Genomic DNA, 16,665 nt, shown 5'->3' with positions numbered 1-16,665 from the left:
ATCCTTCCTTCAGGTTATACGACACCTCGCCGGCGTTGTCACGCTGAACAATGGCTGCAGTCTCCGGATGCCGGTGTCTGCAAATCCGGAAACCGGCATTCGATCCGATTGAGGTTCGATCCCAGATCCAGGGAAATGCGTTTGGTCTCGCGTGATTCACCGTTTCCGGTATTCCAGTCGGCATAATCCAGTTCAAACACGCTGCGGATCGGACCATTGGCCAGAATACGCCATTCGCGGAAATTGTGCGGCGCGGTATACAGTGTATCTTTTCCGGAAAATACAAATCCGCCGCAGCCGCTGGTGGGTCCGACTTTGTAAAAATCCAGACCTTCACCGTGATCGCTGTGATAATCCTCACCGGCGTACCATTTGTGCAATATCGGATAATGCACGGATTTAACCCAGACATCGATCCCGGCGGAAATGGTTTCCTCCTCCAGCGCCGGACCGTACATCCGGTAGGCGATGCGGTCGCTTTCCCAGGCGAAATCATCCTTGCGTTCCGGGACAAACATGGCATGAGCTTTATACTCAGGTTCCGGAATATCATAATCCTTGCGTTGCTCGACAATCCAAAACGTCCGGCGTTCTCCCGGCGCAAAATCGCTTTGGAACAGCAGCAGGTCCGCTACGGGCCGGCGGTCCAGCTTGAGCGCCTGGCTCACCAAAAAGCGGTTTTCCTGCACATCAAAAACCGCACATTTTTCGACCGTCTTGAATCCGTTTTTCGAGAGAACGTCTGCATCCACTTCAAGGGTCTCGGGACCGCGGCGCTGTGTCAGGGGGTTGGCCGCGTGTACGGTGAGGCGCGGCGCGCCGTCGAACAGGGTCAGTTTATACACTTCACTGCCGGCGTACAGAAATGCACCGACTCCGTAAATTTCTGTCATTTCAGGTTTTACATTGCGCGGATCGGCACCGATAGGCTGCACGTAGCCGAGTTTGCCGCTGCGGTACACGGATTCGACCAGTGCGGTCCAGGCCTGTTTCACGGACGGTAGATATTCTTTACGATCCAACAGGCCGTGATTGATGCCCCAGGCCAGACCGTAAGTATAAAAGCCGCTGCCACTGGTTTCGGGAACCGGATAACTTTCCGGATCCAGCAGACTGGAATGCCACAGCCCGTCGCCGGTCTGAAGCTCGACGATGCGCGCCGCCATCTCTTTGTAGAGTGCCTCGTAACGATCCCGGTCCGGATAATTGAGGGGCAGGGTTTCCAGCACCCGGGCGAGTCCGGCAAACACCCATCCATTACCGCGGCTCCAGAATATTTTTTCATCATTGCGTTCGCGCCGCTCAAAATAGCGGCTGTCGCGGTAGTAGAGATGTTCATCGGTATCATACAGGTAATCCGTGGTCGCCCACCATTCCCTGTTCATAAAATTCAGATAGCGGTCATCGCCGGTGATCTGCGCCAGTTTGGCCCAGACCGGCGGTCCCATGTACAGAGCATCGCACCAGCCCCAGCGCTTTGATGCGCCCGGCGTGGTCCAGTCCAGCTGTGTTTCAGCCGGATGCTCCAGGATATAGTCAAAGCGGTCACGGATAGGTTTGATCATTGACGGATCACCATAGCGTTCATACAGCTGCAGATAGGTCCAGGCAATACAATGATCATCCGCATGATAGATCCGATCGCCGGGCCGCCATCCGGCGCGTTCGCTGAATGCCAGAAGCGAATCCAGATAGACCGGGTCCTGCGCCATTTCCGCCCAGGCGGTCATTCCGCTCATCAGCGCACCCGTGGTCCAGTCGCGCGGCGAGTGCTGCGACGGATTGGCCCATTGCCAGTCGGCTACCCGCTGCATCGCCCGGTACACGGCGTCCGGGTCAAAATCAGCGGACAGGGACGTTTTTTTGATATTCATTTTGATCTCTGAATTATACTTTGTATAGTGTGTGTAAGATCGGTTGTGCATCCACAGCACAGAAGGTTCTCCCTGATGTCCGCGTACCGCCACAGGACGCACCTGGTCATAATTCGAGTTCCGGGTTATCGGTGTCGCTATCCACGTCGTCCCCTTGTCCGGGGTCTGCCATTTTTCGATTTCAAACGTACCGCTGACATCCCTTGACAGATAAACCATATCCGGATTGTCATGATCCAGAACAAGTCCGCCCGAATAATGCGGTTCACGTTCAGTATTGTGCTTGGGGGTCTCGGGAAACCAGCCCCCGGCAATACAGAGCTCGTGGTCCTTCCAACCGTTCCCGTTCCAGCGGACATAATGATAGCGGTGGTCATTCTCATCAGGCAGACGCGTATAGGCAATCACCGGCCGGCCCTGGTCGTCCAGCGCGAGATCCCAAATCCAGGCGCGCACCTTGGTGCGTTTGCCGTCATACACCACATCTGTTTCCTTTACCTGAATCGGCAGATCATCCATAGATTTAATCTCGCTGCCGTCCGCTTTATAAAAATTGCCGTTTTCATATTTCATATAATAGATACTGTTTTCCGGCTGTTGGCGCGGATGTCCGTCTGTAAACGCAAAATGGATGCTGTTGTCTCCGTCGCTGACCACCTTAACGTATGGCCTGGCTCCCTCACTCTCAATCAGTTTTCGATCATCTGCCCAGCTGCGGCCGCCATCATCCGAGAGAGAAAACGTGGGTTTCCAGTCAATGCCGCGCCAGAACAGATACATGCGGTTCTTTTCACCGGACAGCTGCGCCGGATTGGTGTAACAAATCCCGTTTCCGGAATGATCAAATTCCGGATGGATGACAGGACCCCAAACTGAAATATCATGGGGTTTTTTCGAAACACGGATATACATCTTGTCACCGCCGTGTTTGCTGTAAAACACGACAATGCGGCCGTCGGGTCGAATCAGCAGGGACGGATGGGCATGATCATCCGCTGTCAGGTTTTTGTGCAGTATGGTTTGCTCAAGATTCATAGATTTTGTATTCAAAGCTCCGACGGTAATATCGCCGGTGTTCGTTACCCATCCTGTATAAACCGTGCCGTCATGGTATACCGCTCGCGGGTCAGAGAACCAACACCAGGCGCCGTTATCGGTCATAGACTGATAAGCGCTGCCGGGGCCGGGCTGAGAAAACAGAGCAAAAGAAAAAAGAAAAACCAAAAACAAAGCATATATCAACAAACGTTTGGGTGTCATAATCGCTCCTATGGTTTCGATCAGGATTTGATATCTGTGATTAGTTCCAGCAAATCCCGCATGTTTTTTTCCAGCTGATCAAATCGACCATTTTTTAATATATCACCGGTAATAATCTTGGAGCCCATTCCCACACAAAAGGCGCCGGCGTCGAACCATTCGGTGAGATTTTCCCGCGTAGGCGCCACACCTTGAGACGGCATCAGAGACATCCAGGGGCAGGGTGCCAGCATGGTCTTGATGAATTTGGGTCCGCCTAAAAGAGTGGCCGGATAAACCTTGACCACTTCCGCGCCCAGTTCCTCCGCCCGGGAAATCTCGGACGCTGTGGAGCAGCCGGGAATCCACCCCACTTTGCGGCGGTTGCAGGTGCGGGCCATATCCGGGTTGAGCAGCGGTGACACGACGAATTTCGCACCCAATTGAATATACAGGTCCGATGTCTCCGGTGTCACCACTGATCCCACACCCAGGACCATATCCGGCATCTGCTGCGCAGCGTGTTCAGCCATGTGCCGGAACACCTCATGCGCGCGCGGTCCCCGATTGGTGTATTCCAATATGCGCAAACCGCCCTTGTAGCAGGCGTCCAGAGTTTTTATTGCTGTGTCCGCATCCGGGTGGTAAAACAACGGCACCACACCAGTGTTGTACATCAGATTGTAAACCTCAAATCGTTTCAGTGTCATGACAGGTCCTTAAAATTTAAACCGGTTCAATTTTATATAGTATATCAAAAATTTTTTAAAGGTGCAAATTATTTTTGAATGCAATGTAAAGTGACAATTGTTTACTTGTATAACAAGTAAAAAAATGATAGAATAGATTGAATTTATAAAGGCGCGTACGTATGATTACGAGACGAGAGACAGAAATACGAGAGAAAAGCGGTGATCCATTCGAAATAATCCATCAATTCAATAACTGGAGGAGGAGAACCATGAAAGTGCTGTTAAGAAACATCTCGGTTTTTTTGATGCTTATGCTGCCGGTTCTGACCGTCGGTTTGGCGTCTGCAGCCGATAGCGGTCTCACCATCAATGAGAAAGAATATTTCGAAATGCCGGGCCTGAATGTGTTTGTGTTTCAAAATGCCTATCCGGATGGACACCAGGGCGGGATTGAAATTATTCAGCACGGAAACCGAACCGCAAGCTGCGGTAATGTGCGACTAAGTGTTGCTCCCGGACAATGGCAACCCATCCCCCAATATGGAGAAAAAGGCGGACAAAAAAGCAGCGCATCACCGGACGCTATTGCCCTGGAGGAGCGTCGCGTTGACCAGCAAGCGAACGAAATCAGTCTGGTCTGCCGCTATCCGTATAAGAGCCGTGACAGTCAAGGATTTAATCCTATTATTTACCCTGATTTAAACCTTCAATACAATGTGCGCGTGCAGGCAGAGGGGAAATCTTTCAAGATCATTGTCGATTTGGAAAAACCGCTGCCCGAGGAATGGGTCGGGCAGGTCGGATTTAATCTGGAACTGTTTCCCGGCCATTATTACAACAAAGCGTTTTATATGGACGGAGAATCCGGAATTTTTCCACGCCAGGCTCACGGCCCGTCTACCAAAAGCGAGCGCAATCATTACAATCCGGTTCCTCTGGCCACCGGCAGACATCTGACCGTGGCTCCTGAAAGCAAATTATCCAGAATGACCATCAAAAATCACATCAATGATCTATGCCTGCTGGATGGCAGCTACAAACATGCCAACGGCTGGTTTGTAGTGCGTTCGCTAATCCCGGAAGGCGCTACGGACGGCGCCGTAGAATGGACTGTGACACCCAATGTCATGCCGGACTGGCAGTATGGTCCGGTGGTGCATACCTCTCAGGTGGGTTATCATCCCGATCAGGTCAAACGCGCCATCATTGAACTGGATGATGCGGTCAAAACCGTGCAAAGCGCGGTTTTGCAGCGGGTAAAATCCAGCGGCGAAATCCGCAGCGTTCTGACCGGCAAGCCGGAGTGGTGGGGACAGCATCTGCGCTACAATTATGCAATTTTTGATTTTACTCAGATAACCGAACCCGGCGCCTATCTGGTACAGTATGGAGATTTCCAAACGCCGGTGTTCCAAATATCAGAGGATGTTTACAAACGCCATGTGTGGCAGCCCACTTTGGAATACTTTATGCCGGTGCAAATGTGTCACATGCGCGTGAATGAAAAATACCGAATCTGGCACGGAAAATGTCATATGGATGATGCCTTGATGGCGCCTCTGAATATCAATCATTTTGACGGCTATGACAATCAGGACGAGTCCTCCACTTTGTCTCCGTTCAAGCCGCTGGAGCATGTTCCCGGTCTGAATGTTGGAGGTTGGCATGACGCCGGTGATTACGATTTACGCGTGGAAACTCAGGCGCGAACGGTGCGCATTTTGACGCTAATGTACGAAGAATTTAATGTCGATTACGACGAAACCTTTGTGGATCAGGAAAACAAGTTTGTTGAAATTCATCACCCGGACGGCAAAGCCGATGTGCTGCAGCAGATTGAACACGGTGTCCTGAGCATCCTGGCCGGTTACCGCAGTCTCGGACGCCTGTACCGCGGTATTATTTGTCCTTCTCTGCGCCAGTACGTTCAACTGGGTGATGCCGCCAATGCCACGGATAATCAGGTGTTTGATAACGAGGCGGAAAAGATAAAAATCAAAGATGTAGACGGTCTCTGGTATAAAAAAGTGGCAAACCGTTACTCTAATCGATTTGACCCGGATGTGTATGATGAATCTTTTGAATATGTGGTTCCGGAACTGGATGACCGTCTGGTGTTTACGGAAACCAATCCGGCGCGACAGATGCTGGGCGCCACGGCTTTGGCGGCTGCAGCACGCGTACTGGACCGTTATGACGCTGATCTGGCCGACGAATGCCTGCAAACCGCAAAAGCCCTCTGGATAACTCATAGAAGCGCAACCGGCCGCCGGGCTGAAAATGCCAAAATCGAACTTTTGACTGAATTGATTCTTACCCTCGGTAAGGATGAATACAAACAGGCTCTATGCGATATTCCGGTTCCGTCTGTTCAAGATATGGAGCGTGTTGGCTGGAGTATCGGCCGGGTGCTCGGCGAATTGGATTGTCCGGAATACACGCAAAACGTGACAAAAGCCGCCAAACATTTGGGCAAAACCCTGGACGTGCGTCTGGCTGAAAACCCGTTTGGAGCCGAACACAGTGAATTTCACAATGTGGGTATGAATTATTATTTTCTGCACAAAGCGTGGCCGGAATTCATCAAAAGCGAACATTTGTTCAATGCCTTGAATTACCAGCTGGGCTGTCATCCGGGACACACCACCACTTCCCTGGTCTCAGGCGTGGGCACCAACTCTCCCGTGGTAGCCTACGGCACGAATCGGGCGGACTGGAGTTATATTCCCGGCGGTACGTTTTGGGGCGGATTCAACATTCTGACCCCGGATTTGCCGGAAAACAAAACCTGGCCGTTTTTCTGGCAAGAACGCGAGTACATCACCAGTGGCGCTTGTGTGTACATGTTTGGTGTACTGGCAGTTGATCAATTGTTATCAGAATAGCACCAAACCGGCGTTCCGACGGAACGCCGGTTTTGCAATCTATGCAGCATTATGATTCGATATAAAACGTTTACAAAAAGGGAAATTGCTATCAAGTCCAAAACGGCAAAAACTGTATTTTTCGGCATTATGATAATCATGCTCTTTGCTGCCTGTGCGTCTGACTCGGGTAACATAATCCGTGATGACGAGGTTATTCTAAAAGACATGCAGCAGCTCTTACAACACAACCTGTTGGACTCTTGGTATCCACGCGTCATCGACACAACCAACGGCGGATTCTCCACCCGATACGATTACAAGTGGAACCTGATCTCACCCTTTCCCAAAGTCATTGTCACTCAAACCCGCGGTGTGTGGGCAGCATCCAAAGCGGCAATGCGCTATCGGGATGAGAAAAAATTTAGAATAGCAGCCCGGCACGGCTATCAATTTTTGAGAGATCAGGCCTGGGATTCCGAATACGGCGGATTTTATCAAACCACACCAGTCCGCAAACCACCGGGCCCGGATGATCATAAAACAGCCTATGGCCATGCATTTGCCATTTACGCATTATCCGCTTATCATGAATTAACCGGATCAAAAGAAGCCCTAAAACTGGCCAAAACCGCATTTGACTGGCTGGATCATCATTATCATGATGCGCAATACGGAGGATATTTCAATTACGCGGATCGACGTGGCGTTTCTTTCAACAACAAACAGCAGTTTGACCTTAGCGGCGCACCTGAAGAATCACGCGCATTTTCCACCTACAAAGATTACAACTCGTCCATTCATCTGATGGAAGCCTTTTCCGCGCTCTACACCCAATGGCCGGATGCGCGCGTGCGCGAACGCCTGAATGAAATATTTACCATTGTCCGGGACACCATGTTCACCTCGCCCGGATATTTAAATATGTATTTTACAGAAAACTGGCAGCACGTGTCGTTCAAGGATTCAAGCCGCAAATTCATCATGGAACATTCCTGGGACGATCATGTGAGTTTTGGACACGATATGGAAACCGCATTCCTGCTTTTGGAAGCCGAAGCGGTGCTCGGCCGTCCCAGTTGGGACAAGACGCTGAATATTGCACGCCGGTTGGTGGATCATTCGTTACAGCACGGGTTTGACGACAATAGCGGCATCTATTATGAAGGCTATTACTTTAAAGGCGACAGCACGATCACTATTATCAACCCTGACAAACAATGGTGGGTTCAGGCCGAAGGTCTGAATGCGCTCTTGATGATGTCAATTCTATTTCCCGAGAATCCACACTATAAAGAAATGTTTTATAAATTATGGAATTTTACCAAAACCTATCAAATTGACCATAAATATGGCGGATGGTACCGTTCTGCACTGGATATCCATCCCAGGCGCAGCAAACGCGCATCCAAGGCCGGCCCCTGGAAAGGATGTTACCACAACTATCGTTCCCTGGCGCAGTGCGTGGATATGCTGGAAACCGGGTCCATTCCATTTTTACATCAGAAATAAAATCAGACACGTATCAAAAAAGGAGAGACTTGTGTATTTTCGTATAGCCCTTATGATTGAGTTCCTGTTGGCTCTAACGCTGCAGGTGACAGCTGAAACCCCTCTATTGAAACTCAACGACAAGGAATATTTTGACAGTCCGGCATTTGACGTCATGGTATTCTCCAACCAATATCCTGAAGGACATCAGGGTGGTATCGAATTTATCCATCATGGCAAACGCACGACTACCAACGGGAATCTCATGCTGCAACCTACGCCGGGGCAGTGGCAGCCGCAGCCCAAGGTGATCGATCAAAAAGTGGACCGGGAGAACAATACAATCGTCGTATCTCTGCAATATCCTGATTCAAGCCGTCACAAAACAGGTTTTAATCCCATGGTTTATCCGGATTGGATGATGACCTATCAAATCCATGTAACGTCGCTGCGTGACGGAATTCGGATACGCCTTGACCTCGAGGAACCGCTTCCCGAGGAATGGGATCGTCGCGTCGGGTTCAATATTGAACTGTTTCCCGGAGATTTGTTTGGAAAAACCTGGTATCTGGATGAAAAAAGCGGCGCGTTTCCGCGTTATGCCAATACCCCGGCTCACAAGGATGCCGAAGGTGAGTTTGAACGCCACTCCGATTGCAAAAGGCCGTGAACTGACTGTGGCGCCGGAAAACGAACTGCAGCGCATGAAAATCAAAAGCTTATCCGGTCCTTTGCAGCTATTGGACGGGCGCATCAAACACAACAACGGCTGGTTTGTGGTTCGTTCCGAGATTCCGGCCGGCGCAACCACCGGAGCGATAGAATGGATCGTCACACCGAATATTGTGGACAGCTGGCATTACGGGCCTGTGGTGCACACCTCACAGGTGGGTTACCATCCGAATCAGGAAAAACGCGCGGTTATTGAACTGGACAAACGTCTGGCTGCAGACCAATCCGCTGTGATCAAACGAATTGATCCGGACAACGGCTACACTCAGATAGCCACCATCGAGCCGCAACCGTTTAAGGGCGAGTTTCTGCGATTCAACTACCTGATCGCCGATTTTTCCGAGGTCAAAGAACCCGGTATGTATGTGGTGCAGTACGGTGATGTCATATCGGAAGCGTTTCAAATCGACGCAACAGTATACGATCAGGGTGTGTGGCAGCCGGTTCTGGAGTATTTTCTGCCCGTGCAGATGTGTCATATGAAGGTATTTGAAAAATACCGGGTCTGGCATGACGTCTGCCACCTGGATGACGCACTCATGGCGCCACCGAATATCAACCATTTCGACGGCTATACGCATGGTGAGCTGCCCGAAGGCTATAAAGCGTATCAGCCGGTTGAAGGCCTGAACGCAGGCGGCTGGCATGACGCCGGCGATTACGACATGCGTATTGAATCCCAGGTGGGTACAGTATTCAATCTGGCGCTGGCTGTTGAAGAATTTGCTATTGATTACGACCAAACCCTGGTGGATGTTGACAGGCGTATTGTGGAAATCCATCATCCGGATGGCAAACCGGATGCTTTGCAGCAGATCGAGCATGGTCTGGCCGCCATTCTGGGCGGTTATCGAGCGTTCAATGAACTGTACCGCGGTATTATTTGCAACAACCTGCGTCAATACGTTTTGCTCGGAGACGCCGGTTCAATGACGGACAATAAAGTCTTTGAGGGTCCGGCGCCCAAAAATCACAACGGTCTGTGGTTTCTTAAAGTATCGACCGATTATTCCAAATACTATAATCCCCAGGACAATTATGACATGATCGAGGAACACGTCCCGGAACTGGATGACCGCATGGTATTCATGAATGAAGGTCCGGGACGGCAGCTGGATGGCATTACCGGACTGGCGGCCGCATCGCGAGTGCTGCGCGGTTATAATGACAAACTGGCGGATGAAGCTCTGGAGACCGCAGAGAATCTGTGGGATGCGTTCGGCGACAGCGAAGGCCGGTGGGTGAATTATGCGAAAATTTCATCCCTGGTGGAGCTTATTATCACCACAAACAAAGAAAAATACAAACAGGCATTTATCGAATTAAAGCCGGAAATCAAGCAAAGCATCAGTCGCATGGGCTGGAACGTGGCGCGCGCGCTTCCGTTTATTAAAGACACGGCGTTTAAACAGGAAATTGAAAAAAGCCTGGAGGAAGCCAGCAGTGAAATCAACGCCCAGGCCCGGGAGAACCCGTTTGGTGTCCCCTATCATCCGGCCATCTGGGGCGCCGGCTGGGGAATTCAGGAATTTGGTGTTTCGTATTATTTTCTCAACAAACACCATCCGGACCTGTTTCCTATTGATCCGATGCTGAATGCGTTGAATTTTGTGCTCGGATGTCATCCCGGTGAAAACACAGCATCGTTTGCGTCCAATATCGGAACCCGATCTCAAACCGTGGCGTACGGTGTCAATCGCGCGGACTGGTCGTTTATTCCGGGCGGTGTTGTCTCCGGAACCAATCTCACCCGGCCCGATTTTCCGGAAATGAAAGACTGGCCCTTTATGTGGCAGCAGACTGAATATGTGGTCGGCGGCGGTTCAACCCATTTCATGTTTCTTGTTCTGGGCGCACAGAAATATTTATCCAAATAGTATCTATATTCGGACGGCAGCGGCACAATCTGCTGCCGTCTTTTAATCCTTCATAGAGGTGGGTTTATGACAACCGTTAAAAACGGCTCGCTTTTATTTTTACTCTTTTTCATTATAATATCAGCAAACCATACATTTGCCACAGCGATGGAAACCATCAAGCTCTCCATCGATAAAGCACCTGATCATCCGCGTTTGTTTTTTCACGAGAATGAACGTGCGGCTCTTGAGCAGAAACTGCTTCGGGATTCGCTGTTAACACCGGTCTATGATTCACTGCTGAACAGCGCTGAAAAAATTTTGGATACAAACCCGGTCAGGTACCAATTGACCGGACGCCGGCTCTTGGGCCAATCGCGTACTTGTTTGAACCGGGTCACGCGTTTGGCGTTTGCCTATCGCATGACCGGGAAGAAGCGTTATCTCAAACGCGCACAACAGGAAATGCTGGCTGCAGCGGCATTCAAAGATTGGAACCCTTTGCATTTTCTTGATGTGGCGGAAATGACCGCTGCGCTGGCCGTGGGATATGACTGGTTGTATCATGACCTGAACCCGGACAGCCGCGCCCGTATCCGGCAGGCCGTTATTGATAAAGGACTGGTTCCGGGACTGGGCGACCGGTGGTGGGTGAAAACGTCAAACAACTGGAATCAGGTGTGTCATGGGGGACTGGTTTTGGGCGCCCTGGCGATCCTGGAACATGCCCCCGAACTGTCCTCCCGCATTATCGAACGAGCCGTGGAAAACGTTCCCATAGCGATGCGCGAATACGCCCCGGACGGCGCCTATCCGGAAGGACCGGGATACTGGGAATACGGCACGTCTTTTAATGTCCTGCTGATCGACGCCCTGCGGACGGCTCTGGGAACGGATTTTAATTTATCCGACGCTGAAGGATTCGAAAAGACCGGCTATTATTATCATGCATCCACCGGCCCCACCGGTTTATATTTCAACTATTCGGACTGCGGGCTCAAAGGAGATGCAGCGGCGCCGCTGTTCTGGTTTGCACAGGAGTTGAATGATCACAGCCTGCTGTATCAGGAAATCGATAAATTAAGCAAACTTTCAGATCAGGACCGGATGCTGCCCTTTCTGCTGATCTGGTCTCCGCGTCTGAACAATATACCGATTCCCAAACATTTGCACTGGATGGCCAACGGCAACACACCCGTGACAGTGCACCGCAGTGATTGGTCCGAGGAAGGGGTGTATGTGGGAGTCAAAGGCGGCTCGCCCGGCGCCAATCACGCTCACATGGATATCGGATCCTTTGTGATCGATGCACTCGGTGAACGCTGGGCCTCGGATCTGGGCAGCCAGAACTATCATAGCTTGGAATCTCTGGGAATTGATCTGTGGAATAAAAGTCAGGACAGTGAACGCTGGCAGATCTTTCGACTGAACAGCAAAAGTCATAACACCCTGACCGTTAATGACAAACTGCAGCAGGTTAACGGTTTTGCCGAGATTGCGGCATTTTCATCCGAGCCTCCCATGCCTCACACCATCCTCGATCTATCGTCGGTTTACAACGATCAACTAACTCGGGTGCGGCGCGGAATCGGATTATGGAACAATCGGATCGTCGTGATTCAGGATGAAATGACGGCACTCGAAGACAGCACCCGGGTACGCTGGTCCATGCTGACCCGCGCAACGGTAACCACAAAGGGTTCCGAGGCGCAGCTGGAACAAAACGGCCGCAGCGTCCGTTTAAAAATTATCCAGCCTGCGGAGGCGGAATTTATCGTTTATCCATCGGACCCGCCGCCCGCTGATTATGACGCCCGCAATCCCGATACCCGAATACTCGGATTTGAAAGCGAGATCAACTCCCGCACTCCCTCCCGTTTTCTCGTTCTCATGATGCTGAGGAGGGAACCCGTACCGGATATTCAGCCGCTGTCCGCCTGGTAAACACACAACTGCGAAAAATGTTCACTCGATATAAAATTTTTTTCAGGTTATGCCGTTAAACTCACGGCATAACCTATTGTTTTTTTCGTAAAAAAAAGTATGGCCAGTTTTTTGCATTTTGTAAGCAAAATCCAGGAGGTGTGTTGATGAAAACTCTGTTAGTGTTATTATCTGTCCTTTGCCCCATCTTTGCGGTCCGGGGCCAAAATCATTTCGACCCGCAGACATACAAATCATATCTGGCATCAAACCAGGATAAATCGGCGTCGCAACTCATTGCCGAGTATGCGCCGGATCGGTCCTGGTATACAGATATGGATCAGGCCGGAGATCTGAACATCTACTCTTTTCTGGATTCGATTCAGGATAAATACGGGCTCACTGCCGACGAACGCGAACTGCTGACGCGCAACCGGTTTGTGGTCAGCGAACGATTGTCATTCCACAGCATGGGGCATGCCCTGCATGATGTCTATGCCAAGGATCTGCCGGTATTTATCAGCAGCGATGCGGTGCTGCACGCTCTGCATTGTTCCTATGATAACATTCTGATGGAGCTTGAGGTTTATGTTGTGGAACCGCGGCTCATTCAGCTGCTGAATGACATGCACGCACAACTGCCGACTCTGGCGGAGCGCTATGCAGATGAACCGGTGCTCAATCTGCCGCTGCAGGACGCTGATCTTTATCTTGCAGTTGCGCGATCACTGCTGGCCGGAGAATCGGTATCACCCCGCCTGGCACCCGACAGCGTGTTCCGCGCCGTGATGACGGCTATTGACCATGAAAAAGCCGTTGATATGCCGCTGTTCAGCGAACGCGCCCGGCATCTCGATTTCAGTCAATTCACTGTACGCGGCCATTACAATCAAAAGATTTATACGATGGACGGGGTGCGCACCCTTGAAAATTATTTCAAAGCCATGATGTGGCTGGGCCGCATCGAACTCTGGCTGACCCCGCCGCCGGAAAATCCCTGGGAAGCGCCCTGGAGTCCGAAAGCCATTCAGCGTATGGGACTGGCCGGTGTTTTGATCAATGAACTGGTGGATGAGGCCGGTCAGCGGAAAAATCTGAACAAAATCGACCGCATGATCCGATTTCTGGTCGGAGAAAGCGACAACCTGACGCCGGCGGAACTGCACCGAATCCAGTCAAATGCCGGTATGGCTTCGGCGCGCGATCTGGTTGATTTGCAGGATTTCGAAGCATTCCAGGGGACACTCGAATCTTCCGACGCCGCACAGCAGAAAATTCTTTCGAACATGATCATGATGGATCCCTTTGATCCCGAGCCCGGCACGTTATCGGTATCATTCCGGCTGCTGGGACAGCGGTTTATTGTTGATTCTTATGTGTTTGCCAATGTGGTATTTGACCGCATTGTATTCAACAATAAAAAAGTCTGGCGGCCGCTGCCCGATCCGCTGGACGCGATGTTTGTGCTGGGCAATGACAATGCCGCGCCGCTATTGCAGGACGAGCTGCAGCGATATCAGTATGCGTCGCAGCTAAGTGCGCTGCGCTATCTGGTGGATTATTATCCGGACGAATTCTGGATCCAGTCCCTGTACAATGCCTGGCTGCAGGGTATCCGCGACCTGTCGCATACCCCCGAGGGTGTGCCGCTGTTTATGCAGTCCACAGCCTGGCAGCAGAAAACCCTGAACACCCAGCTGGCGTCCTGGGCGCAGCTTCGGCATGACAATCTGCTGTACGCCAAACAATCCTATACCGGCATGACCGGCTGCTCGTATCCGCATTCGTTCGTAGAACCGGTCCCGGATATGTTTGCACATCTTGAAGACTATGCAAAACGCGCGGCGGGATTTTTCAATTCCATCGAGTTTCCAGACAGGAACCCGGGATTCAAAGACAGCCTGCTAACGTTTTACGGCGAGTTTGGAGAAATCTGTTCCAGACTCCAGGGACTCGCGGAAAAAGAGCTCAACGGCAGCGAATTTTCCGGAAAAGAACGCGACTGGCTGCAGCGCATGCTGTTCCGGGACGGCGGCAGCGGTCGTCCGCCGTACTCCGGCTGGTACGCGGATCTGTATTACGACACATTCAAGGCAGGCGAACCGGATTACGTAATTGCGGATGTGCACACCCAGCCCACGGATCAGGCCGGAAATCCCGTCGGACACGTTCTGCATGTGAGCGTGGGCCGGGTCAATCTGGGCGTTATTCTAACGCAATCGGACACCGGAACGCCGATGGCGTTCTGCGGACCGTTTTTGTCCTATTATGAACAGGTTTCAAGGGATTTCAAACGCTATACTGATCAGGAATGGGCGCAGCAGGTGGAAGACGAAAAACTGCCGCAGCGGCCGGACTGGGTGAATATTTATCTGGCAAACCATGCCGGACAAAAACGCGTTCAAGGCCGTGAGCTGACAGGACAAATGTATACCGGTGAGCAGGATCAACCGGTGCAAGCGCCGACCGGATTTGCGGTCTATCCGAATCACCCGAATCCGTTCAATCCGGTGACGCAGATCCATTATCGGCTGCCGTCGGATCAGCACGTGCAGATCGCCGTGTACAACAGCCGCGGACAATGCATCAAAACGCTGATCAACGAAAGACAAGCCGCCGGCGCGCATCAGGTGATCTGGAATGCTTATCGAGCGGCATCCGGCGTGTATATTGCGCGCGTCAGCGCCGGAGAACAGGTGAAACATATCAAGATGATGCTGGTGAAATAAAATAAAGAGAGGCTAATGGAATTAAAAAAAGTAATATCGGAACTGGAAAAATTTGACGGGAGATACAAAAGAGAAAAAGTCACTTTTGCTATAGAACATCAAAAAGAAATAACGCCGCATTTGATCAGCATTCTTAAAGAGGTCACGAAAAATCCAATCAAATTTATACAAGATAAAAATTATTTTGGTCATATTTATGCATTAATGCTATTGGGTTATTTTAAAGAAGAGAAAGCTCACAAGGTATTGATAGAGCTTTTTTGTTTACCAGACTCTATAATTGATGGTTTATTTGGGGACATTGCCGCAGCAGAATTCACTGGAGCCTTATATCAGAGTTGTGGGGGTTCTGTAGACGAAATAAAAAAGTTAGCATTAAACAAGAATGTACCTGATTTGACTCGTAATTCAGCTTGTGATGCGTTGTTGTATGCAGTAGTAGACCGTATTATAACGCGAGAAGAAGCGTTGAGATTTTTGAGCACATTATTCACAGGAGAAGAGACAACAAGTCCATCTGATTTTTGGGGATTAGTGGCATGTGATATATGTGATCTATGTCCAGATAAAAATTCATATGAGGTTATTAAACAAGCATATTTTGATAATTTGATCCATGATGGAATTGTTGCTTTTGAAGAATTCCAAGAGGCAATTGATTTGGGTGTTGAGGCGAGCTTGAATAACATACGACAAGATAAGCAAGCACGATTACTTGATGATATACATGAAATGATGTCGTGGTGGGCGTGTTTTGAAGGATATAATTAATCTAAAAAAAGAACATTTTTCTCATAAATATAACAGTTAAAAGATAAAAAACGCAGTTACTATCATGTTATATAACGAATAAGCATTGCACTCGACCTGAACGCAGCAGAGGCTGATCCGCCGGCTGGAGGACCAGGACTTGGCCCCCATGGTTTGCGTCTGGCCTTCCCTTTTTAATTTACTTTTCATTGTTAATTGCTTTAGGAAAATTGCTTCTGATCGCACGGTATAGATGTTTCGGGCGCCGGATAGGACAGGGACATCGGTCCCGGCCGGTCTGCGGGGACAGCCTGGTTTTTAATAACTCGATGCAGACATGATAGCAGTGCGGATTGTGCCACGTTTGAAAAACAGTACGTTCTATAGAACGTACTGTTTCACTCCTTTGAAACTTGACCACTTAAAACTGCTAACTTTTTTCCTTGCATCTTTAAATAAAATTCAATACTATTGATAAACCATAAAACGCGGGGTAACGTTTGGGGTTGTACAGC

The 16,665-nt window shown here is 50.2% G+C and carries 9 protein-coding genes; 7 read left to right on the top strand and 2 right to left on the bottom strand.

The window, feature by feature from the left end:
* Positions 1-38: 38 nt before the first annotated feature.
* Positions 39-3,134, bottom strand: coding sequence for a glycoside hydrolase family 88 protein (locus tag U5R06_22880; GenBank protein MDZ7725588.1), 3,096 nt, complete (start codon positions 3,132-3,134; stop codon positions 39-41).
* 20 nt (positions 3,135-3,154) lie between these two features.
* Positions 3,155-3,823, bottom strand: a complete 669-nt coding sequence (locus U5R06_22875; protein ID MDZ7725587.1) for a bifunctional 4-hydroxy-2-oxoglutarate aldolase/2-dehydro-3-deoxy-phosphogluconate aldolase — start codon at positions 3,821-3,823, stop codon at positions 3,155-3,157.
* A gap of 251 nt (positions 3,824-4,074) precedes the next feature.
* On the opposite strand from U5R06_22875, the gene U5R06_22870 reads away from it, so the two are divergent.
* The 7 genes from U5R06_22870 to U5R06_22840 all read left to right on the top strand — a co-directional run bounded on the left by U5R06_22870 (position 4,075) and on the right by U5R06_22840 (position 16,171).
* Positions 4,075-6,690 carry a glycoside hydrolase family 9 protein gene (locus U5R06_22870; protein MDZ7725586.1) on the top strand — a complete coding sequence of 872 codons (2,616 nt, stop codon included), beginning with the start codon at positions 4,075-4,077 and terminating at the stop codon, positions 6,688-6,690.
* A 51-nt stretch (positions 6,691-6,741) separates the two neighbouring features.
* Positions 6,742-8,181 (top strand): AGE family epimerase/isomerase, encoded by a 1,440-nt coding sequence (locus tag U5R06_22865; protein ID MDZ7725585.1) that lies wholly within the window; start codon positions 6,742-6,744, stop codon positions 8,179-8,181.
* Positions 8,182-8,212: 31 nt separating this feature from the next.
* A complete protein-coding gene (locus U5R06_22860; protein ID MDZ7725584.1) occupies positions 8,213-8,830 on the top strand; it encodes a hypothetical protein in 618 nt (205 codons plus the stop codon).
* Positions 8,793-10,769, top strand: coding sequence for a glycoside hydrolase family 9 protein (locus U5R06_22855; protein ID MDZ7725583.1), 1,977 nt, complete (start codon positions 8,793-8,795; stop codon positions 10,767-10,769). Before U5R06_22860 ends, U5R06_22855 begins: the two co-directional genes overlap by 38 nt.
* A gap of 66 nt (positions 10,770-10,835) precedes the next feature.
* Entirely contained in the window at positions 10,836-12,692 is a 1,857-nt protein-coding gene (locus tag U5R06_22850; GenBank protein MDZ7725582.1) for a heparinase II/III family protein, read from the top strand.
* Positions 12,693-12,838: 146 nt separating this feature from the next.
* Positions 12,839-15,400 (top strand): DUF3160 domain-containing protein, encoded by a 2,562-nt coding sequence (locus U5R06_22845; GenBank protein MDZ7725581.1) that lies wholly within the window; start codon positions 12,839-12,841, stop codon positions 15,398-15,400.
* A gap of 15 nt (positions 15,401-15,415) precedes the next feature.
* On the top strand, positions 15,416-16,171 hold the full coding sequence (locus tag U5R06_22840) for a DUF1186 domain-containing protein (GenBank protein MDZ7725580.1): 756 nt from the start codon (positions 15,416-15,418) through the stop codon (positions 16,169-16,171).
* The last annotated feature ends 494 nt before the right edge of the window (positions 16,172-16,665 follow it).

The sequence above is a fragment of the candidate division KSB1 bacterium genome (assembly GCA_034521575.1).
Lineage (GTDB): Bacteria > Zhuqueibacterota > Zhuqueibacteria > Residuimicrobiales > Krinioviventaceae > JAXHMJ01.
The sequence above is the reverse complement of the archived record's forward strand: the minus strand, read 5'-3'. Positions and strand labels throughout refer to the sequence as shown.